The 19,157-nt window shown below is 66.1% G+C and carries 17 protein-coding genes; 6 read left to right on the top strand and 11 right to left on the bottom strand.

The genetic code is table 11. The features are described 5' to 3' along the window. Positions 1–188: 188 nt before the first annotated feature. Both AC3A5Z_RS10460 and AC3A5Z_RS10455 read right to left on the bottom strand, forming a co-directional pair. Positions 189–767, bottom strand: coding sequence for a hypothetical protein (locus tag AC3A5Z_RS10460; RefSeq protein WP_487519287.1), 579 nt, complete (start codon positions 765–767; stop codon positions 189–191). Positions 768–1,197: 430 nt separating this feature from the next. Beyond that, the gene (locus AC3A5Z_RS10455) at positions 1,198–2,409 is read right to left on the bottom strand and encodes a tyrosine-type recombinase/integrase (RefSeq protein WP_487519286.1); all 1,212 of its coding nucleotides are present in this window, start codon (positions 2,407–2,409) and stop codon (positions 1,198–1,200) included. An 868-nt stretch (positions 2,410–3,277) separates the two neighbouring features. Between AC3A5Z_RS10455 and AC3A5Z_RS10450 the strand changes: the two genes are divergently transcribed. Beyond that, positions 3,278–4,624 carry a Hint domain-containing protein gene (locus tag AC3A5Z_RS10450; RefSeq protein ID WP_487519285.1) on the top strand — a complete coding sequence of 449 codons (1,347 nt, stop codon included), beginning with the start codon at positions 3,278–3,280 and terminating at the stop codon, positions 4,622–4,624. Positions 4,625–4,711: 87 nt separating this feature from the next. Here AC3A5Z_RS10450 and AC3A5Z_RS10445 read toward each other — a convergent pair whose 3' ends face one another. Both AC3A5Z_RS10445 and AC3A5Z_RS10440 read right to left on the bottom strand, forming a co-directional pair. Beyond that, positions 4,712–5,314 carry a nucleotidyltransferase family protein gene (locus AC3A5Z_RS10445; RefSeq protein ID WP_487519284.1) on the bottom strand — a complete coding sequence of 201 codons (603 nt, stop codon included), beginning with the start codon at positions 5,312–5,314 and terminating at the stop codon, positions 4,712–4,714. Continuing rightward, positions 5,315–7,732, bottom strand: a complete 2,418-nt coding sequence (locus AC3A5Z_RS10440; RefSeq protein WP_487519283.1) for a GcvT family protein — start codon at positions 7,730–7,732, stop codon at positions 5,315–5,317. Positions 7,733–7,910: 178 nt separating this feature from the next. Between AC3A5Z_RS10440 and AC3A5Z_RS10435 the strand changes: the two genes are divergently transcribed. Next, positions 7,911–8,150, top strand: coding sequence for a hypothetical protein (locus AC3A5Z_RS10435; protein ID WP_487519282.1), 240 nt, complete (start codon positions 7,911–7,913; stop codon positions 8,148–8,150). 16 nt (positions 8,151–8,166) lie between these two features. On the opposite strand, the gene AC3A5Z_RS10430 is transcribed toward AC3A5Z_RS10435, so the two are convergent. The 6 genes from AC3A5Z_RS10430 to AC3A5Z_RS10405 all read right to left on the bottom strand — a co-directional run bounded on the left by AC3A5Z_RS10430 (position 8,167) and on the right by AC3A5Z_RS10405 (position 14,580). Next, a complete protein-coding gene (locus AC3A5Z_RS10430; protein WP_487519281.1) occupies positions 8,167–9,465 on the bottom strand; it encodes a branched-chain amino acid ABC transporter permease in 1,299 nt (432 codons plus the stop codon). Beyond that, a complete protein-coding gene (locus AC3A5Z_RS10425) occupies positions 9,462–10,472 on the bottom strand; it encodes a branched-chain amino acid ABC transporter permease (RefSeq protein WP_107662017.1) in 1,011 nt (336 codons plus the stop codon). The genes AC3A5Z_RS10430 and AC3A5Z_RS10425 overlap by 4 nt, the downstream gene beginning before the upstream one ends. Positions 10,473–10,476: 4 nt before the next feature. After that, complete coding sequence (locus tag AC3A5Z_RS10420; RefSeq protein ID WP_136793314.1) at positions 10,477–11,187, bottom strand: ABC transporter ATP-binding protein; 711 nt, start codon at positions 11,185–11,187, stop codon at positions 10,477–10,479. Between the two features lie 80 nt (positions 11,188–11,267). Further along, positions 11,268–12,050 (bottom strand): ABC transporter ATP-binding protein, encoded by a 783-nt coding sequence (locus tag AC3A5Z_RS10415; RefSeq protein ID WP_487519280.1) that lies wholly within the window; start codon positions 12,048–12,050, stop codon positions 11,268–11,270. Between the two features lie 123 nt (positions 12,051–12,173). Continuing rightward, on the bottom strand, positions 12,174–13,358 hold the full coding sequence (locus AC3A5Z_RS10410; protein WP_487519279.1) for an ABC transporter substrate-binding protein: 1,185 nt from the start codon (positions 13,356–13,358) through the stop codon (positions 12,174–12,176). A gap of 205 nt (positions 13,359–13,563) precedes the next feature. Further along, on the bottom strand, positions 13,564–14,580 hold the full coding sequence (locus AC3A5Z_RS10405; protein WP_487519278.1) for a GlxA family transcriptional regulator: 1,017 nt from the start codon (positions 14,578–14,580) through the stop codon (positions 13,564–13,566). A gap of 155 nt (positions 14,581–14,735) precedes the next feature. Here AC3A5Z_RS10405 and AC3A5Z_RS10400 point away from each other — a divergent pair, with 155 nt between their 5' ends. Next, the gene (locus AC3A5Z_RS10400) at positions 14,736–16,106 is read left to right on the top strand and encodes a class II 3-deoxy-7-phosphoheptulonate synthase (protein WP_487519277.1); all 1,371 of its coding nucleotides are present in this window, start codon (positions 14,736–14,738) and stop codon (positions 16,104–16,106) included. Positions 16,107–16,116: 10 nt separating this feature from the next. On the opposite strand, the gene AC3A5Z_RS10395 is transcribed toward AC3A5Z_RS10400, so the two are convergent. Then, complete coding sequence (locus AC3A5Z_RS10395) at positions 16,117–16,728, bottom strand: PAS domain-containing protein (RefSeq protein WP_487519275.1); 612 nt, start codon at positions 16,726–16,728, stop codon at positions 16,117–16,119. 274 nt (positions 16,729–17,002) lie between these two features. On the opposite strand from AC3A5Z_RS10395, the gene AC3A5Z_RS10390 reads away from it, so the two are divergent. Genes AC3A5Z_RS10390 through AC3A5Z_RS10380 form a run of 3 tightly spaced genes read left to right on the top strand, consistent with a single transcriptional unit; the run spans position 17,003 to position 19,058 of the window. Next, positions 17,003–17,893 carry a YicC/YloC family endoribonuclease gene (locus AC3A5Z_RS10390; RefSeq protein ID WP_487519274.1) on the top strand — a complete coding sequence of 297 codons (891 nt, stop codon included), beginning with the start codon at positions 17,003–17,005 and terminating at the stop codon, positions 17,891–17,893. Between the two features lie 2 nt (positions 17,894–17,895). Next, positions 17,896–18,543: a guanylate kinase gene (gmk, locus tag AC3A5Z_RS10385; RefSeq protein ID WP_487519273.1), complete on the top strand. Its 648-nt coding sequence runs from the start codon at positions 17,896–17,898 to the stop codon at positions 18,541–18,543. Next, the gene (locus AC3A5Z_RS10380; RefSeq protein WP_487519272.1) at positions 18,540–19,058 is read left to right on the top strand and encodes a gamma carbonic anhydrase family protein; all 519 of its coding nucleotides are present in this window, start codon (positions 18,540–18,542) and stop codon (positions 19,056–19,058) included. The genes gmk and AC3A5Z_RS10380 overlap by 4 nt, the downstream gene beginning before the upstream one ends. Positions 19,059–19,157: the final 99 nt, after the last annotated feature.

The raw sequence follows: 19,157 nt of genomic DNA, 5'->3' as shown, positions 1-19,157 counted from the left end.
CATGTGGACATACCAATTAGAGCGATACCTAGGCGACGGTCCAGTGGACGAAGGATCCCAATGATTGGTTAGACCAAGGTTCGCTTCTGGCAAATCATGCGGTTGGGCAGTACTATCATCAGAAGAAAGAATTCTTCCTGAAGCGCTGCTATTAGAGCTATATGATATGAATACCTGTCGAGACACGGTTAGCCTCCCAGCCCTGCAACCGTCCGATGCGCAGAGAAATTTAAGGCCTCTAATGCCAAGTGCTGCAGGACCTCAAGCGCGGCGTTTTTAGTCAGGACGTATCCCTCGGGGACTGTATTAAAGTCAACAAGGATGGTTGTGGCATTTTGCTGCTTTTCAACAATCGGTTGACCCTGCATTCCGTTTGTTGGGTTATATGGAATGTTTATGATCTGCAAATTCTCCGCTGCATAGCGTACCAATCTATTTATCTTAATCGCTCGCGGCTTATACTCTGATCGTAAATTAACTTGGAATTGCAGGTCCATTTGACCTTCATAAGCGTGGCTTAAACCAACAAGGCTCGTCACCGTCGAAAACGCTTCTTTTGGGTTGCTCGTCGGAAATGCCAAATTCAGGATTACTGAAAGCCTAAGCGCATCAGGCAAATTAAGAAGTTCGGGCTGTAAAACATAGCCAAGAAGCTCTTCTATCGACGGACCAATAGGAATAAGTGAAAGAAGAGGTTTCGGATCAGTCATGCTGTCTGCCGGCGCAAGAATGAAATCGACCCGACCCACCCCAACCTGAACAGTCAAGGCATTACCCTTAACGATGCCCTGTGAAATGCTTAGAAATGGGTTCGCCTGGTTTGGAGACCTATTCCGCTGGACCCTCTCCGGCTCGGTACTCGTCAGGCTACGGAATATTACATCTGCGTAAACGTCCGCCGTCGAAACAGCAAACCATGACGCACAAACTTGTTGGGTTCCCCAAGACACTACGCAAACTTCCCCTATGGCGTCCAGCAGACAACGGTCACACGTCGAGCCGTTGACATGCCGCGATTCTACGCACCTTACACCAAGAAGTAGTCAATGCACCGGTGAGCTTCAACAGGCTCGCGGCGCAGGGCGAAGGTGATGACGGAAATGAACGTCTCTCGGTCGAAAAGCTGCTGCCAGATTTCGCGCCTATCGAACGCGCCTTCCCTTGGCGGCGCCGCAATTGGAAGGAGGCAAGGTAACCCTAGTGAAGACCGATGCTCCCCTGCCCAGAACGCCTGAGCCGCACCACCTTAGCCTCTGCATCGATCACGAACTGTGCCCACTTCTCCATGAGGATACACCGCTGTTCGAGCAAGTCGCTCCTGGCATAGCTGCGCTCTACCTTGTTGCCGACGATGTGCCCCAGCGCCGTTTCGGTCACGTCGAAGCTAGCGGCCTCGTGGTCCTGCACCCAAGTTCGGAAGCTGGTCCGAAGGCCGTGCGGTTTCCCGATCGAGCAGACATTCCGCATACTCTTCTCAATCGCTTCAGCGCTCAGCTTCGCGCCGCGCTTCACGCTCGGGAACAACCGGTCATCGATCCTCATCTCTCGGAGCTCCTCCAGTAGCCGCACCGCCTCCTTGGACAGTGGGACGCGGAATGGCCTGACCTTGCCCTCGCGCCCCTTCACGCGATCCGCCGGCACGGTCCACACATTCCCCTCTATCTCACTGAACAGCGCACCGCGCGCTGCATCGCCCCGGACTGCAGTTAGGATGATCCACCTTAGGCAGTCATAGGAAGCGCCACTGCGCTGGCTAAGGGCGGCATAGATGGCGGGGATCTCCTGCCAAGGTGTCGCCGGGATCGGCACCTCGTCGCGGCGCAAATCGCCCAGCATGTGCTTCGCCGCTTCGACGGTGAAGGGGTCAGCCGGCAGGCCGCTCAGCTTGGCGTGCTTAAAGATCATCGCTAAGCGCCCAACTGCCTTCTCCGCGGTTGCAGTCTTCGCGCGCCACAGGGGCCGCAGAACCGTCGCGAGGTCGGTCTGGTGGATGGTGCTGATCCGGCGAGCTCCGAGCTTCGGCAGGACGTGCGTTTTGATCGGTGACAGCCAACGGCCGCGCTCGCCCTCGCCGCGCAGGCTGGACTTGCGCGCCTCGAAGGTCATCAGGGTGACCTCGGCCAGCGTCGGGTCGCGCTTGTCTAGCTCGGCGCGCTCTGCATCCCGGATCCGGTTCCGCGCACTAATCGGGTCGAGGCCCTGAACGAGCAGCGCCGCCCAACGGTCCCGCGCTTTGCGCGCCTCGGCCAGCGACACATCAGGGAACGATCCGAGCCCCATGTCTCGGCGCGACTTGGCGAAGGAATAGCGCCAGACCCATTTCCCGCTGTCGCCTCGCTTCTCCAGAACCAGCCCCGCGCCATCCGACAGCTTGCCGTCCTCCGCCGTGCGGATGGAGATAGCTGTCAACAGGTTCTTCGTCCGCGCCACTTTTCCAGCCCCACATCTAGCCCCCGGAAACTCTCGCGCTGTGGTGACTGGCGGTGGAGCTTCGTGAAGCAGTTTTACCCTATGGAGCATCGAAGTTACGCGCCTCCGCCTTCCGCGTGAAGGGGCATGAAGCAGCACATTGGTGCCGACCACCCGCACCAGATGGCGCAGGGCCAAGCCTCCGATCTTTCGCGAAAACACCCCTTCGGCGCCTTCCACGGGCACAAACTTGATTCGCCCTGCAGCAGCCTCGGGCCGCGCCGAAAGCGAAATCCGGCGCAGTGCAGAGCATTAGTTCCGCTACCGAAACAGTTCCGCGGCGGTTTGAACGCGGGCGCGGCAAATTTGGCAATTCGTTAATAACACCGCTGTGGTTGAACGAATTTACCAATGGATATTAACGGCGACGAAATCCCCCTCACAGTCATTACCGCAACCTGCGAATTAAGCTCATCTTTCATCCTGCGGTAGAAAACCCTGAATCACACACTCCATTAACTAATGCACCCTGCGCGCGAGCGTTAACCATTTTACACGACAAAATAAGCACTTGGCGCCCTGCGTCACACCGGCCGGACCGCGCTTTTTGCTTCCCGGATGGTTTAAGCGGCGGTAATCAAACCTCAGGCCGTATTGGCTTTGTGTGAAGGTCAGGGGTGAGGCGCTTTCGGGCGCGGGATGGGTGGCGAGATGCTGCTTTTGTCCAAAGACTTTGGTTCGTCTGGCATTAGCCGCGCACGGAGGCGCGACAGCGGATTACGCTTCTTCGCCCTCTCCTTCGGGAGCAGGGGCGTCCAGCGCGAAACGATGACCCCGGACGGACCGCTGCTGCGAAGAGGATGTGACGATGCCGGGCATTGAGGACCACAGGTTTTCCGAGGACGGGGCGGCGGCTGCGTCGGCCTCGGGTCCTGGCTGCGGGCGCGACGGCGTGGTTTCCGGCACCTGCGGGTCCGACCTGATCGACAAACGCTTTATCGACAGCGACGGCGACCGGATCGACGCGGGGGATGCCATCCTCCGCAGCGCCGGGCCGGATGACGATCTGGTCGAAGCCGGGGCCGGCAACGACACGGTGCATGCCGGGGCAGGTGCCGATGAGGTTCTCGGCGGCGACGGCAACGATCTCATCACCACCGACACCGGGGCCGAGGCGCCGGACCGCGGCTATCCCGGGCTCTTCCCGGCGGATGCCGATCCCTGCGACGACCGCGACACCATCGACGGCGGCAATGGCAACGACACGATCCGCAGCGGCGACGATGCCGATGTGCTGCGCGGGGGCGCCGGGCGGGATTCGCTTGACGGCGGTGTCGATGAAGACCGGCTTTACGGCGGCAGCGGCAATGACACTCTGATCGGCGGCGAGGGGGCCGACGTGGTGAAGGGCGGCGCCGATGCCGACCTGATCCTCGGCGGCAGCGCGGGCGATGTGGTCGATGGTGGCGAAGAGGGCTGCGACCACGACCGGCTCGATCTCAGCCACACCGGCCAGTCCTTTGTCATCCATTACGACGTCCACAACCACGAGAACGGCGAGGTGGTCTTCCTCGACGACGCGGGCAAGTCGACCGGCAAGCTGACCTTCCGCAATGTCGAGGAAGTGGTGCCCTGCTTCACCCCCGGCACGCTGATCGCGACGCCGAAGGGGGAGGTGCCGGTGGAATGGCTGAAGCCCGGCGACCGGGTCATCACCCGCGACAACGGCATCCAGGAGATCCGCTGGGTCAGCGCCAAGCCGGTCGATTGGGCGATGCTGACCGCGCATCCGCATCTGAAGCCGATCCTGATCCAGCAGGGCAGCCTTGGCGACGGCCTTCCCGAGCGCGACATGCAGGTGAGCCCCAACCACCGCATGCTCGTCGCCAATGACCGCACCGCGCTCTATTTCGACGAGCACGAGGTTCTAGTGGCGGCCAAGCATCTGGTGGCGGCGCGCGGCGTGCAGGAGATCGAGAGCGTCGGGACGACCTACATCCACTTCATGTTCGACCAGCATCAGGTGGTTTTGTCGAACGGCGCCTGGAGCGAGAGCTTCCAACCCGGTGACCACTCGCTGCGCGGCGTCGGCAATGCGCAGCGCAACGAATTGTTCGAGCTTTTCCCCGAGTTGCGCAGCGAGGAGGGGCTTGCCGCCTATACCTCCGCCCGCCGCACCCTGCGCCGTCACGAGGCGCGGCTGCTGACCCGCTGATGCACGGGTCCTCGCGGCCCGCTCCCGTCTTTACCAGTGCCGATGTTGACGAGTGACAGGCCGTGAGCGTTTCCTTCGGGAGCCCGCTCACGGTTTTTCCCTCTCCGGCCTCCGTGCCCGCCATGCCGCCCAATCCTCGGGCGTGTCGAGATCGGTGGTGGCATGGCAGCCGGGCAGGGTGATCGTCCGCACCCCATGACGCCCGAGGATCGCCCGGGCCCCGGTATCGCCAGAGAGCGTCGCCAGCTCCGGCAGCAGCGCGGGCGGGAACAGGATCGGATGTCCCGGCTGGCCCTCCGCCGAGGTGGCGCGCAGGATCGTCTCCGGCGTCTCGCACCCGGCTGCCAGCATCGCCTGCAGATCCTCGGTGGTGATCTCCGGCAGATCGCCCAAGAGCACCATCAGCGCCCCGCGCACCGCCGCCGCCCCGGCGCGCAGCGAGGCGGCCATGCCTTCGGCCGCCTCCGCCACCGTGATCCGCTCCACCGCCAGCCCCTCCAGCGCCGCCGCGCGCGACGGCCGGTCGGGCGGCAGCGCCACCAGCACCCGCACCCCCGTCGCCAGCGCCCGCTGCGCCAGCAGCCGCAGCAGCGCCACGCCCTCCACCGGCTCCAAGAGCTTGTCCGCCCCCCGCATCCGCGACGAGGCCCCGGCGGCGAGGATCAGGATGCTGGGGGCGGTCTCAGCCATTCACCCCCGCATCCGCGCGCCGTCGGCGTCGAACAGCGGCGTGCTCACCAGCCGGGCCGGGCGACGCTCTCCGAGGATCTCGATCTCCACCGCCAGCCCGTCCTCAACCCGATCGGCCGGCAGGAAGCCCATCGCCACCGACTGCCCGGTGAAATGCGAGAAACCGCCCGAGGTGCAGAAGCCGACCACCGCGCCGTCGAGCCAGATCGGCTCCCAGGCCACCACATCGGCATCCACCGCCTCGACGACGAAACTGCAGAGCCGCCGCTTCGGCCCCTCGGCCTTCTCGGCCAGCGCCGCCGCCTTGCCGATCCACTCCACCGGCTTGTTCCAGCGGATGAAGCGGTCGAGCCCGGTCTCCATCGGCGTGTAGTCCGGCGAATATTCGCGACCCCAGGATCCGAAGAACTTGTCGAGCCGGAGCGACATCATCGCCCGCATGCCGAAGGGCCGCAGCCCAAGATCCTTGCCCGCCGCCGACAGCACCTGCCACAGATGCCGCACCGACATCTGGTCGCAATAGATCTCATAGCCAAGATCGGCGGTGTAGCTCACCCGCTGCACGATGCAGTCGGCCATGCCCACCGTCATCCGCTTCACATCCATGAAGCGGAAAGCCTCGGCGCCGACACCGCTGCGCGTCACCCGCGCCAGCAGATCCCGCGCATGTGGCCCGGCGATCTGGAAGCCCGAACGCGCGTCGGAAATGTTCTCCACCCGCACGCCCTCCTCGGCATGCTGCTCGAACCAGCGCCCGTGCCAGCCCTGCGCGCCATAGCTGGCGGTCAGCTGGAATTCGGTTTCGCTCAGGCAGGAGACGGTGAAATCGCCGATGATCTTGCCGCTCTCGGCCAGCATCGGCGTCAGGCTCAACCGCCCCGGCTTCGGGATCGCCCCCGCCATGATCCGGTCCAGCCAGTCGCGCGCGCCAGTGCCCGTCACCCGGTACTTGCCGAAGTTCTGCAGCTCGTTGATGCCGACGCCCTCGCGTACCGCCATCACCTCCTGACGCGTGGCTTCCCAGGCGTTGGAGCGGCGGAACGAGGGCGTTTCATACAGCGGCTCGCCGGGCAGGGCGTGGTAGTTCACCACCTCCAGCCCGTATTGCTGGCCCCAGACCGCGCGCATCTCGCTGAAGGTGTCATACATCGGCGTGGTGCGGAACGGCCGCGCGGCGGGCTTTTCCTCGTTCGGGAAGGCCACCGAGAAGCGGGTCTGGTAGTTCTCGATCACCTTCGGCACGGTATAGCCCGGCGTCGTCCAGGAGCCGAACCGCGCCACATCGAAGCCGCGCGGGTCGCGCTCCACCTCGCCCTCGATCATCCATTGCGCCAAGGCGAGCCCCATGCCGCCGCCCTGCGAAAAGCCCGCCATCACCGCGCAGGCCGACCAGTAGTTGCGCAACCCCGGCACCGGGCCGATCAGCGGGTTGCCATCGGGGGCGAAGGTGAAGGGCCCGTGGATCACCCGCTTCACCCCGGCGCGCTCCAGCGCGGGGAAGCGGCGATAGGCGAATTCCACCGAATCCGCGATCTTGTCGAACTCTTCGTTGAACAGCTCCTGCCCGAAGCTCCAGGGCGTGCCGTCGACCGACCAGGCCTCGCAGGGCTTCTCGTAGAAGCCGATGCAGAAGCCGCGCCCTTCCTGCCGCAGGTAGCTCTCGCCACCCGGGTCCATCACATGCGGGAACTCTCTGGCGCGGGCGACGATCTCGGGGATGTCCTCGGTCACCAGATACTGATGCGCCATCGGCAAAAGCGGCAGATAGACCCCCGCCATCGCCCCCACTTCCCGCGCCCAGAGCCCGCCCGCGTTCACCAGATGCTCGGCGATGATCGTGCCCTTCTCGGTCACCACCTCCCACGACCCGTCCGGGCGCGGATTGGTCTCCAGCACCCGGTTGTGGGTGACGATCTCGGCCCCGCCCATCCGCGCCGCCTTGGCATAGGCGTGGGTGGTCCCGTAAGGGTCGAGATGCCCGTCCAGGGGATCGTAGAGCGCGCCGAGGATGCCGTCGGTGTTCACCATGCCATCGGTCATCTCGGCCACTTCGGCAGGCGTCAGCAGCGCGGTGTCGAGCCCCATGTAACGGTGCTTGGCCCGCTCGGCCTTCATCATGTCCCAGCGGTCCTGGTTGTCGGCCAGGGTGATGCCGCCGACGTGGTGCAGCCCGCAGCTGAGCCCGGTGATCGCCTCCAGCTCTTTGTACAGCCGGATGGTGTAGCCCTGCAGCGCCGCCATGTTGGTGTCGCCGTTCAGCGTGTGGAAGCCCCCCGCCGCATGCCAGGTGGAGCCGGAGGTCAGCTCCGACCGCTCGACCAGCATGACGTCGGACCAGCCGAGCTTGGTGAGGTGATAGAGCACCGAACAGCCGACGACGCCGCCGCCGATGACCAGAGCTCGGGTATGGGTTTTCATGGGGGCACTCCACAGCCTGTTTGCGCCAGAGTGACGACCCGCCCGCGCCGGATCATGTTTCTTTGCGACAAAATCTGTCGCAACTCGCGACCGACCCCGGCGCAATTCCGCCATGATCGCCCGCTAGCCGCGTTAACCAAAGTTAACGGTTTCGCCCGTCGCGGGGCGGGAGGCTCTCATGCGGATATTCATCGCGGCGCTCGTCGCCGCCAGTGTCGCCACCGGCGCTTTCGCCAGCCGCCCCGACGCGGCGCAGCCGCCGCTTGCGCCGATGGTGCAGCTTCTCGCGCTCGGCAAGGGCGCCGTGGTCACCGCCGATGCCTGCTGCAAGCGCTGCTCCAAAGGCAAGGCCTGCGGCGACAGCTGCATCTCGCGGTCGAAGACCTGCCACAAGGGGCAGGGGTGCGCCTGCGACTGAGGCGCACCCCTTCGTCTCACTTCTCAGGGATCAGCCCGCGCGGGCTGAAGCGCAGCACCAGAAGCAGCACCAGCCCCATGGTGATCAGCCGCATATGCGCCGCCGAATCCTGCAGATGCACCTTCAGCCACGATCCGTCGGCCATCCCGGCGGTCACCGCCGACATCAGCCCCAGCCCGATCGGCTCCACCATGACCCAGAGCCACCAGATCAGGAAGCCGCCCAGCACCGCGCCCCAGTTGTTGCCCGAGCCGCCGACGATCACCATCACCCAGATCAGGAAGGTGAAGCGCAGCGGCGTGTAGGTGCCCGGCGTCAGCTGGCTGTCGAGCGTGGTCATCATCGCCCCGGCGACGCCGATGACCGCCGAGCCGAGGATGAAGACTTGCAGATGCCGGCGGGTGACATGCTTGCCCATCGCCTCGGCGGCCACCTCGTTGTCGCGGATCGCCCGCATCATCCGGCCCCAGGGCGATTTCAGCGCCAGCTCCGACAGCACGACCAGCGCCACCAGCACCGCGCCGAACAGCCCGGCGTAGCAGAGCTTCACCACGATGGAGGAGGCCGTCACCGGGTCCATCCCCCAATCCGCCGCCCAGGCGAGAAAGCCCGGGCTCTGCTGCAGGTCCACCTCGTAAGGCACCGGGCGCGGCAGCGAGATCACGTTCTTCACGCCCCGCGCCAGCCAGTCCTCGTTCTTCATCACCGCCAGCACGATCTCGGCGATGCCCAGCGTGGCGATGGCGAGGTAATCCGACCGCAGCCCCAGCGCCGTCTTGCCGATGGCCCAGGCCGCGGCAGCGGCCAGCAGCCCGCCCAGCGGCCAGGCCAGCAGCACCGGCAGGCCCAGCCCGCCGATATTGCCCTGCACAGCCGGGTTGATCGCCTCGATCGCCGTCACCGCCGGATCGAAGACCGCGCGGAAGGCGAAGAACCCCGCCAGCAGCACCCCGATCAGCACCAGCACCCGCGCCTTGCCCTTGGCCATGCCGCGCCAGACGAGGATCGCCCCGCCGATGGTCAGCGCGCCCAGCATCAGCCCCAGCACGATGCCCATGCCGCCCGCGTTCCACGCCCCCGGCGCCGGCTCGGCCGAGGCCAGCACCACGGCAAGCCCGCCCAGCGCCACGAAGCCCATGACACCGACGTTGAAGAGCCCCGCATAGCCCCATTGCAGGTTCACCCCGAGCGCCATGATCGCCGAGATCAGCGCCATGTTCAGGATGCCCAGAGACGAGTTCCAGCTCTGGAAGAAGCCGGTGCCGATGAACAGAAGCGCCACGAGCGCGAAAAGCGTGAGGTTCTTCCGGTTCATACCGATTTCCCCTTGAAGAGCCCGGTGGGCATGAACAGCAGGACGATGATCAGGATGGCGAAGCTGACCGCGAATTTGTAATCGGTGGACATCAGCTGCAGCAGCCCGTCCGGCGCCATGTCGGCGGGGACCAGATAGGTCACAACCTTCTTCCAGGCATAAGTCACCGTCACCTCGCTAAAGGCGATGACGAAGCCCCCGGCGATGGCGCCCAGGGGGCTGCCCAGACCGCCGACGATGGCCGCCGCGAAGATCGGCAGCAAGAGCTGGAAATAGGTGAAGGCCTTGAAGCTCTTGTCGAGCCCGTAGAGCACCCCGGCGATCGTCGCCAGCGCCGCCGCGATGATCCAGGTCACCTGCACCACCCGCTCGGGGTTGATCCCCGACAGCAGCGCCAGATCCTCGTTGTCGGAAAAGGCCCGCATCGACTTGCCGGTGCGGGTCTTGCCCAGGAACCAGAACAGCGCCACCACCACGATCACCGCCGTGACCACGGTGATGCCCTGCGTCGTGCGGATCGCCAGACCCTCCTTCAGCCCGGTCCAGGCCTTGAAGTCGCCCGCGGTGATCAGGAAGCGCCCGCCATCGGCAAAGGCCTGCTCCTCCACCCCGATGATGAAGCGCACCAGCCCGTTCATCACGAACATCACGCCGAGCGAGACGATCACCAGAATGGTCGGCGCCGCCTTCTGCTTGCGGTAGAAGCGGTAGACCAGCCGGTCGGTCCCCAGCACGAAGAGCGCGGTGACGAGGATGCCGAAGGGCAGGGCGATCAGCGCCGTCGGCAGCACCCCGCCGCTGATCCCCAGCGACTGCAACCCCCAGGTGGCGAGGATCGTCACCATCGTGCCGAAGGCCATGGTGTCGCCATGGGCGAAGTTGGAGAATCGCAGGATGCCGTAGATCAGCGTCACCCCCAGCGCGCCCAGCGCCAGCTGCGCGCCATAGGCGAGGCCCGGGACGAAGACGAAATTCAGGAAGGCCACGAGGGCGTTCAGCATATCCATGGCCTCAACCCCCGAGGAAGGAACGGCGGACCTCCGGATCGGCCATCAGCGCCGCTCCGGTGTCGGTGAAACGGTTGGCGCCCTGCACCAGCACATAGCCCTTGTCGGCGATCATCAGCGCCTGCCGGGCGTTCTGCTCGACCATCAGGATCGAGATGCCCGTCCGCGCCACTTCGATGATCCGGTCGAAAAGCTCGTCCATCACGATGGGCGAGACCCCCGCCGTCGGCTCGTCCAGCATCAGCACCTTCGGCTGCGTCATCAGCGCCCGGCCCACCGCGACCTGCTGGCGCTGCCCGCCCGACAGCTCGCCCGCCGGCTGGTGCCGCTTGTCCTTCAGGATCGGGAACAGCGTGTAGACCTGCTCCATCGTGCCGCGGATGTCGTCGCGGCGCAGGAAGGCGCCCATCTCGAGGTTCTCCTCCACCGTCATCGAGGTGAAGATGTTGTGGGTCTGCGGCACGAAGGCCATGCCCTTGGCGACGCGCGCCTGCGGGGTGAGCCCTGTGATATCCTCGCCCGCGAGCCGCACATGGCCGCCGCGCAGCCGCAGCATGCCGAAGACCGCCTTCATCGCCGTCGATTTCCCGGCACCGTTCGGGCCGACGATCACCGCGATCTGGCCCTTCTCCACCGCCAGCGTGCAGCCGTGCAGGATGTCGGCGGCGCCATAGCCGCCGGTCATGTCCTCGCCAATCAGGAACGGTTCAGACATGGCACGCTTCCTGCTTCATCTTGGCACAAATATCCCCGCCGAAGGCTCCGCCATCGGCCCCGCGCGCAGCGCCTGCACGATCACGCATGGCCCACCACCTTGTTCTTCAGCCCTGTGCCGAGATAGGCCTCGATCACCCGCTCGTCATTCTTCACCTCGTCCACCGTGCCCTGCGCCAGCACCTTGCCCTCGGCCATGCAGATCACCGGATTGCAGAGCCGGGCGATGAACTCCATGTCATGCTCGATGACGCAGAAGGTATAGCCCCGCTCCTGGTTCAGCCGGATGATCGCATCGCCGATGGTGTTCAACAGCGTCCGGTTCACCCCGGCGCCCACCTCGTCGAGAAAGACGATCTTCGCGTCCACCATCATGGTGCGCCCGAGCTCCAGCAGCTTCTTCTGCCCGCCCGAGATATTGGCCGCCCGCTGGTCGGCGAGATGCGAGATCGTCAGGAACTCCAGCACCTCGTCGGCCTTGTCGCGCAGCCGCCGCTCCTCGGCGGCCACGGCGCCGCGGCGGAACCAGGCGTTCCACAGCGTCTCGCCCGATTGCGCGGCGGGGACCATCATCAGGTTCTCCCGCACCGTCATCGAGCCGAATTCATGCGCGATCTGGAAGGTGCGCAACAGCCCCTTGTGGAACAGCTGGTGCGGCGCCAGCCCGGTGATATCCTCGCCGGCCATGGTGACGCGGCCCGAGGTCGGCTGCAGCCGCCCGGCGATCACGTTGAACAGCGTGGTCTTGCCCGCGCCGTTCGGGCCGATCAGCCCGGTGATCGAGCCGGTGCCGATCTCCAGCGAGGCGCCATCCACGGCATGGAATCCGCCGAAATGCTTGTGCAGGTTGTCGACTGCAATCATGGTTTTCCCCTTCAGCCCGCCGTTTCGCGCCCGAAGGCCCGCCGCCGGATTGTCTTTCTTAAAGGCGACGGCCCGGCCGCTTGCGCGCGCCGGGCCGTCGGTGGCTTTAACCGAGGTTTCGGATCAACGGAACCCGTCCGTGACGAAGGCACCGTCGGTGACGGTGTATTCGCGGAACGAACCCGCGCTCTCGCCGGGGCCGATCAGCTCCACATCGGTCGCGCCGACATAGTCGATGTCGGTGCCGGCCTTCAGCAGGTCGATCGCCTTGGCCAGCTCGCCCGGGTAGATCTTCTCGCCCGGCTCGTTGGCGACTTCCTCGATCTTGCCCTTGTAGTCGGCCGGGGATGCGGATTTCGCCGCTTCCATCGCCAGCAGCATCAGCGCCGCCGCGTCATAGGACTCGCCGACATAGGAGGAGGTGCCGTCGAAGCCCGCAGCCGTCGCCAGCTCCAGCATCTTGGCCGCACCTTCGCTGTCGGTGCCCGGCACGGTGCCGAACGACCCTTCCAGCCCCTCGCCGATCGCCGCGATCAGCGACTCGCCATACATCCCGTCCGGCAGCATGAACTGCGAGAAGGCGCCCGAGTCGAGCGCACCCTGGATCACGCCCTTGCCGCCCTGGTCGACATAGCCCGCCACGACCAGCAGATCGCCGCCGGCAGCCGCCAGCGCACCGACTTCGGCCGAATAGTCGGCCTTGCCGTCCTCATGCGCGGCCGAGATCGTCACCGAGCCGCCCGAGGCCTCGAACGCCTGCTGGAAGCTGTCGGCCAGACCCTTGCCGTAGTCGTTGTTGGTGTAGGTCAGGGCGACCGAGGTCACGCCCTTGTCCTTCAGCACATCGGCCATCACCTCGCCCTGACGGGCGTCGGAGGGGGCGGTGCGGAAGAACAGGCCGTCGTCTTCGGCAGCGCTCAGGCCCGGCGAGGTGGCCGAGGGCGAGATCATCACCACGCCGTTCGGGCGCGCGACGTTCTGCAGGATGGCCCCGGTCACGCCCGAGCAATCCGCGCCCATGATCGCATTCACCTTATCCGAGGTCACCAGACGCTCGGCGGCGGCGGTGGCGGCAGCGGCATCGACGCAGGTCGAGTCGGCGCGCACCGAGGTCACGGTGGCGCCGTCCAGCAGCGTGCCCGCGTCGCTCACTTCCTTGATCGCGATCTCGGCCGAGGCGGCCATCGACGGCGTGATCGATTCGAGCGGGCCGGTGAAGCCCAGGATGATGCCGATCTTGACGTCCTGGGCGCTTGCGGCACCCGCCAGCAGCACGGTCGCCGTGCTCGCCAGAAGCAGTTTCTTCATTGGTCACTCCCTTGATGGACCGAAATCCTCGGGCGACCGTAATGGGGCGCGCAGCGAAAGAAAAGGCGCGAAAAGCGCCGATCTGCCGCAATGATAGGTCATTTCGACACGCCGTTGGGTAACAGGTGGATCAGGGGGCGGGGCAGGCGCCGCCTCGGCCCCTCATGGCGGTGCGGGTAGCCCCGAGGCCCGCCCCTCCGGCGCCTCAGATCGACAGCCGCACACCCGTGGGTCCGCCCTGGGTGCCGCGCTCGCGGTAGGGGGTGGTGTTGTAATGCGCCCGGTAGCATTTCGAGAAATGCGACGGGCTCGCAAAGCCGCAGGCCAGCGCCACGTTGATCACGCTCATGTCGGTCTGCATCAGGAGGTTGCGCGCCTTCTGCAGCCGCAGCTCCATGTAATAGCGCTTGGGCGAGCGGTTCAGGTAGCGGCGGAACAGCCGCTCCAGCTGCCGGGTCGACATGCCGACGTCGTCGGCGAGGTCCGCCGGGCTGATCGGGTCCTCGATGTTGCTTTCCATCATCTGGATGACCTGGCTCAGCTTCGGATGCCTGACCCCGATCCGGGTCGGGATCGACAGGCGCTGCGTGTCCTGATCGGTGCGGATCGACGAATAGATCAGCTGGTCGGCCACGGTATTGGCCAGATCGTCGCCATGATCCGCCGCGATCAGCTTCAGCATCATGTCGATCGAGGCCGTGCCCCCCGCCGTGGTCAACCGGTTGCCGTCAACGACGAAGACCGACTTCGTCAGCTTCACATCCTCGAACTCTTCCAGAAACCCGTCCTGGTTCTCCCAGTGGATCGTCGCCTTCTTGCCGTCGAGCAGCCCCGCCTTGGCCAGCGCATAGGCCCCGGTGCAGAGCCCGCCCACCACGACCCCGCGCCGCGCCTCGCGCCGCAGCCAACCGATGATGCCGCGAGTCGTCGCCTTCTGCACGTCGATCCCGCCGCAGACCAGAAGCGTATCCTCGCGCTCGATCTCGTCGAGCCCCATGTCCAGCTTGAAGGCCGCGCCGTTGGAGCAGGTGGCAAAAGCCCCGCCTTCGCCCGCCAGCGCCCAGGAGTAGATCGGCGCTCCGGCCACGCGGTTGGCGATCCGCAACGGCTCGATCGCCCCCGCGAAGGACAGCATGGTGAACCGGTCGAGAAGCAGGAAGACGAAACGCCGCGGGCTCTCGTTCTTCACAAGCTGGGTGGCTTTGCGGGGGGAGGTGGACATCCTGCGACCTCAATGCGTCGTTTATCGCACCACACAACAGGAATCCGCGCCGCCTTCAAGCGCTATCACAGGCATTCACTCTTTGCTTTTGGGCAGGCTTTCCGTATAGGACGCCCGATACCAAGCAGCGATACCGCTAACTTCGGAGAAGACCGATGACCAAGGGCTGGACGAAATCTGACTGGCGCGCAAAACCGCGGGTTCAGATGCCCGACTATACGGATCAGGCCGCGCTGAACGCCGTCGAGGCGCAGCTTGCCAAATATCCGCCCTTGGTCTTTGCCGGCGAAGCGCGCAAGTTGAAGAAGTCCCTCGCCGAAGCGGCGGCGGGCAAGGCGTTCCTGCTGCAGGGCGGAGACTGCGCCGAAAGCTTCGCGGAATTCTCCGCCGACAACATCCGCGACACCTTCCGGGTGATGCTGCAGATGGCGGTCGTGCTCACCTACGGCGCCAAGGTGCCCGTGGTGAAGGTCGGCCGCATGGCGGGCCAGTTCGCCAAGCCGCGCTCGGCCCCGACCGAGGTCATCAACGGCGTGGAGCTGCCGAGCTACCGCGGCGACATCATCAACGGCTTCGAGGCGACGCCCGAATGCCGCATCCCCGATGCCAAGCGCATGCTGCAGGCCTATACCCAGGCCGCAGCCTCGCTGAACCTGCTGCGGGCTTTTTCGACCGGCGGTTTTGCCGATATCCACCGTGTCCACGCCTGGACCCTCGGCTTCTCCGAACAGGACAAGGCCGAGCGCTACCGCGAGCTCTCCAACCGCATCTCCGACGCGCTCGACTTCATGTCGGCGGCGGGTGTGGACGGCAACACCACGCATCACCTTGCGACGGTCGATTTCTATACCTCGCACGAGGCGCTGCTCCTCGAATACGAAGAGGCGCTCTGCCGGATCGACAGCATCACCGGCCTGCCGGTGGCGGGTTCTGGCCACATGATCTGGATCGGCGACCGCACCCGTCAGGTGGATGGCGCCCATGTCGAGTTCTGCCGCGGCGTGCAGAACCCGATCGGCCTGAAATGCGGCCCGACCACCACGGTCGAGGATCTCAAGCAGCTCATCGCCAAGCTGAACCCCGAGAACGAGCCGGGCCGCCTGACGCTGATCGCCCGCTTCGGCGCCGGCAAGGTGGGCGAGAACCTGCCGCGGCTGATCCGCGCCGTGCGCGAGGAAGGCGCCAACGTGCTCTGGAGCTGCGATCCGATGCACGGCAACACGATCAAGGCGGCCTCCGGCTACAAGACCCGGCCCTTCGATTCCGTGCTGCGCGAGGTGCGCGAGTTCTTCGCGATCCACAAGTCCGAGGGCACGATCCCCGGCGGCGTGCATTTCGAGATGACCGGCAAGGACGTGACCGAATGCACCGGCGGCCTGCGCGCCGTCACCGACGAGGATCTGTCCAGCCGCTACCACACCGCCTGCGACCCGCGGCTGAACGCCTCGCAGTCGCTGGAGCTGGCCTTCCTCGTGGCCGAAGAGCTGTCGGCGCTGCGCGATTCCAGCCGCCGCATGGCGCTCTGAGCCGCAAGGCTCAGTCGCTCGACACCAGACGCAGATGCCGCCGTCCCGGAGCCGCCCGGGGCGGCGGTTCGCTTTTCGGCACTCGGCGCGGCTCGGGCCAGCCACTCTGCAGCGCCGGAACCTCCGCCGCGGCACCGCCGCGCGCCCCTGGCAGATGCACCGTCTCGACCACCGCCCGCGCCAGCGAGAAGCGCCGCGGCCCGCGCCCGACCAGCCCGATCGTGGCGAAACAGCCGAAGGCCAGCGGCGCCTCGCGCTCGCCCACCACCGGCAGGATCAGCATCCGCCCCGACAGCGCCGGACGCCCCAGCCCGCGATCCGCCTCCAGCTGCAGCTCCGCGACCCCCGGCACGGCAAAGACCGGCTCCAGCACATCGGCCAGCCGCTGCCGCGCCGTCGCATCGAAAAGCGCCGAGACCGGCATGCCGCGCACATCCATGCCCATCAGATCGCCGAAATAGCTCCCCGCCAGCCGGAATCGCGCCGTGCCCTCGGCGATCCGCTCGATCAGGAAGGCCCGCGCCAGCACGCCCTCGATGCCGCGCGGATCGATCCGTGCCCGCCGCGGCAGGGCGCCATTCTCGCGCAAGCCCTCCCAGTAGCCACGCAGCTGCTGCAGCATGGCCTCGATCCTTCGCTCTTCCGTCATCCCTTCCGTCACCGCGCCCACCATCCTCTGCACACTCCCGCAACCACCACGCCAATCCTCTGCCCGCCTTGCTCCCCGAAACCCGCTCTGCTATCGCCGGGGCGACCGGCGGCAGCGGTTTGGGAAAGCCCGCGAGGAACGAGTTACCTGCGGATTAATCTAGCCCGGACCAAGAGGCTGCGGAGACAAATCTGAATGACTGGTTAACGGCCCGGCCCTCCGCGTCGGCGCCGGAGGAAGGACGCGGATGATCACTTCGATGACCGGATTCGCCGCCCGCAAGGGGCAGGGCGCGGGCTACAGCTGGAGCTGGGACATCCGCTCGGTGAACGGCAAGGGCCTCGACCTGCGCCTGCGCCTGCCCGACTGGATCGAGGGGCTGGAGACGCTGCTGCGTGCCGAGCTCGCCCGCGCGCTCCAGCGCGGCAATGTCAGCCTGACGCTGAAGGTCACGAGCGAGGGCGGCGACACCGCGCTCAGGCTCAACCCGGCGGTGCTGCGCTCGGTGCTGGTCGCCATGGCCGAGGTGGATCACACCGCGCGCGAGACCGGGCTGACGCTGGCTGCTCCCAGCGCCGCCGATGTGCTTTCCCTGCGCGGCGTGCTCGATGCCTCCGCCGCGGCCGAGGAGACCGGCGCCCTGCGCGCGGCGCTGCTGGCCGATCTCGCCCCGCTCCTCGACGAGTTCACCGCCATGCGCCGGGCCGAGGGCGCAGCCCTCCACGCCGTGCTCACCACCCAGCTCGACCGCATCGCCGCCCTGACCGAGGCCGCCGGGGCCGAGGCCGAGGCGAGAAAGCCCGCCGCCGCGGCCACGCTGCGCGACAACCTCGCCAGGCTCCTCGCCAATGCCGAGGGCATCGACGAGACCCGCATCGCGCAGGAGCTGGCGCTGATCGCGGTGAAATCCGATGTCACCGAAGAGATCGACCGCCTCACCGCCCATGTCGCCGCCGCCCGCGCGCTTCTGGCCGAGGAGGGGCAGATCGGCCGCCGCTTCGACTTCCTCGTGCAGGAGTTCATGCGCGAGGCCAACACGCTCTGCTCCAAGGCGCAGGCGGTGGCGCTCACCCGCATCGGTCTTGACCTCAAGGCGGTCATCGACCAGATGCGCGAACAGGTTCAGAACGTGGAGTGACCATGGCGAAGACCCTCAACCGCCGCGGCCTGCTGCTGATCCTCTCCTCGCCCTCCGGCGCCGGGAAGTCCACGCTGGCCAAACGCCTGATGGCTTGGGATCCGACGATCCGCTTCTCGGTCTCGGCCACGACCCGCGCCGCGCGCCCCGGCGAGGTCGATGGCGAGGATTACTATTTCCGCAGCCGCGACGACTTCCGCGCGCTGGTCGAGGACGGCGGCATGCTCGAACATGCCGAGGTCTTCGGCAATTACTACGGCTCGCCCAAGGCCCCCGTCGAACAGGCGATGCGCGAGGGCCGCGATACGCTCTTCGACATCGACTGGCAGGGCGGCCAGCAGATCCGCAACTCCTCGCTCGGCCGCGACGTGGTATCGATCTTCGTCCTGCCGCCCTCGATCGCCGAGCTGGAACGCCGCCTGCGCGGCCGCGCGCAGGACAGCGACGAGGTGATCGCCTCCCGGATGGAGAAGAGCCGCGACGAGATCAGCCACTGGGCCGAATACGACTACGTTCTGGTGAACGAGGACATCGACATCGCCGAGGCCGAGCTGAAGGTGATCCTCTCCGCCGAACGCCTGCGCCGCGACCGCCAGCCCGCGCTGCCCGATTTCGTGCGCGGCCTCAACACGGAGTTCGAGACCCGATGATCTATGCCCTCGACGGAGTGTCCCCGCAGATCGCCGAAGACACATGGGTCGCCCCCGACGCCAACCTGATCGGCAAGGTGGTGCTGGAGACGGGCGCCTCGGTCTGGTTCGGCGCCACGCTGCGCGGCGACAACGAGGAGATCCGGGTGGGGCAGGGCAGCAACGTGCAGGAGAACTGCGTGCTCCACACCGACATGGGCTTTCCGCTGTCCATCGGCGCCGATTGCACCATCGGCCACAAGGCCATGCTGCACGGCTGCAGCATTGGCGCGGGGAGCCTGATCGGCATGGGCGCCACCGTGCTCAACGGCGCGAGGATCGGCCGCGGCTGCCTGATCGGCGCCGGGGCGCTGATCACCGAGGGCAAGGAGATCCCCGACTTCTCGCTGGTGATGGGCGCGCCGGGCAAGGTGGTGCGCGGCCTCACCCCCGAAGATGCCGCCCGCCTCCTGCGCTCCGCCGAAGGCTACCGCGCCAACATGCGCCGCTTCCGCGCGGGCCTGCGGGCAGTCTGAGGCGGAAAAGTTTCCAGGAAAACTTTTCGCAAAATCCTTCTAAGGATTTTGCCCGTCCGGCCCCGACCGTGGGGCAGGGCGGCCAAAGTCTTCGCAGAA

The organism is Cereibacter sp. Soil_C_27 (assembly GCF_057657095.1).
This window is presented reverse-complemented; position numbering and strand designations above follow the sequence as displayed.

Bases quoted from the DNA above. Each gene is read 5' to 3' on its own strand.
- AC3A5Z_RS10405 (WP_487519278.1), bottom strand. From the start codon at position 14,580: ATGTCCACCTCCCCCCGCAAAGCCACCCAGCTTGTGAAGAACGAGAGC.
- AC3A5Z_RS10450 (WP_487519285.1), top strand. From the start codon at position 3,278: ATGCCGGGCATTGAGGACCACAGGTTTTCCGAGGACGGGGCGGCGGCT.
- AC3A5Z_RS10390 (WP_487519274.1), top strand. From the start codon at position 17,003: ATGATCACTTCGATGACCGGATTCGCCGCCCGCAAGGGGCAGGGCGCG.
- AC3A5Z_RS10400 (WP_487519277.1), top strand. From the start codon at position 14,736: ATGACCAAGGGCTGGACGAAATCTGACTGGCGCGCAAAACCGCGGGTT.
- AC3A5Z_RS10435 (WP_487519282.1), top strand. From the start codon at position 7,911: ATGCGGATATTCATCGCGGCGCTCGTCGCCGCCAGTGTCGCCACCGGC.
- AC3A5Z_RS10410 (WP_487519279.1), bottom strand. From the start codon at position 13,358: ATGAAGAAACTGCTTCTGGCGAGCACGGCGACCGTGCTGCTGGCGGGT.
- gmk (WP_487519273.1), top strand. From the start codon at position 17,896: ATGGCGAAGACCCTCAACCGCCGCGGCCTGCTGCTGATCCTCTCCTCG.
- AC3A5Z_RS10420 (WP_136793314.1), bottom strand. From the start codon at position 11,187: ATGTCTGAACCGTTCCTGATTGGCGAGGACATGACCGGCGGCTATGGC.
- AC3A5Z_RS10395 (WP_487519275.1), bottom strand. From the start codon at position 16,728: ATGCTGCAGCAGCTGCGTGGCTACTGGGAGGGCTTGCGCGAGAATGGC.
- AC3A5Z_RS10430 (WP_487519281.1), bottom strand. From the start codon at position 9,465: ATGAACCGGAAGAACCTCACGCTTTTCGCGCTCGTGGCGCTTCTGTTC.
- AC3A5Z_RS10415 (WP_487519280.1), bottom strand. From the start codon at position 12,050: ATGATTGCAGTCGACAACCTGCACAAGCATTTCGGCGGATTCCATGCC.
- AC3A5Z_RS10445 (WP_487519284.1), bottom strand. From the start codon at position 5,314: ATGGCTGAGACCGCCCCCAGCATCCTGATCCTCGCCGCCGGGGCCTCG.
- AC3A5Z_RS10380 (WP_487519272.1), top strand. From the start codon at position 18,540: ATGATCTATGCCCTCGACGGAGTGTCCCCGCAGATCGCCGAAGACACA.
- AC3A5Z_RS10440 (WP_487519283.1), bottom strand. From the start codon at position 7,732: ATGAAAACCCATACCCGAGCTCTGGTCATCGGCGGCGGCGTCGTCGGC.
- AC3A5Z_RS10425 (WP_107662017.1), bottom strand. From the start codon at position 10,472: ATGGATATGCTGAACGCCCTCGTGGCCTTCCTGAATTTCGTCTTCGTC.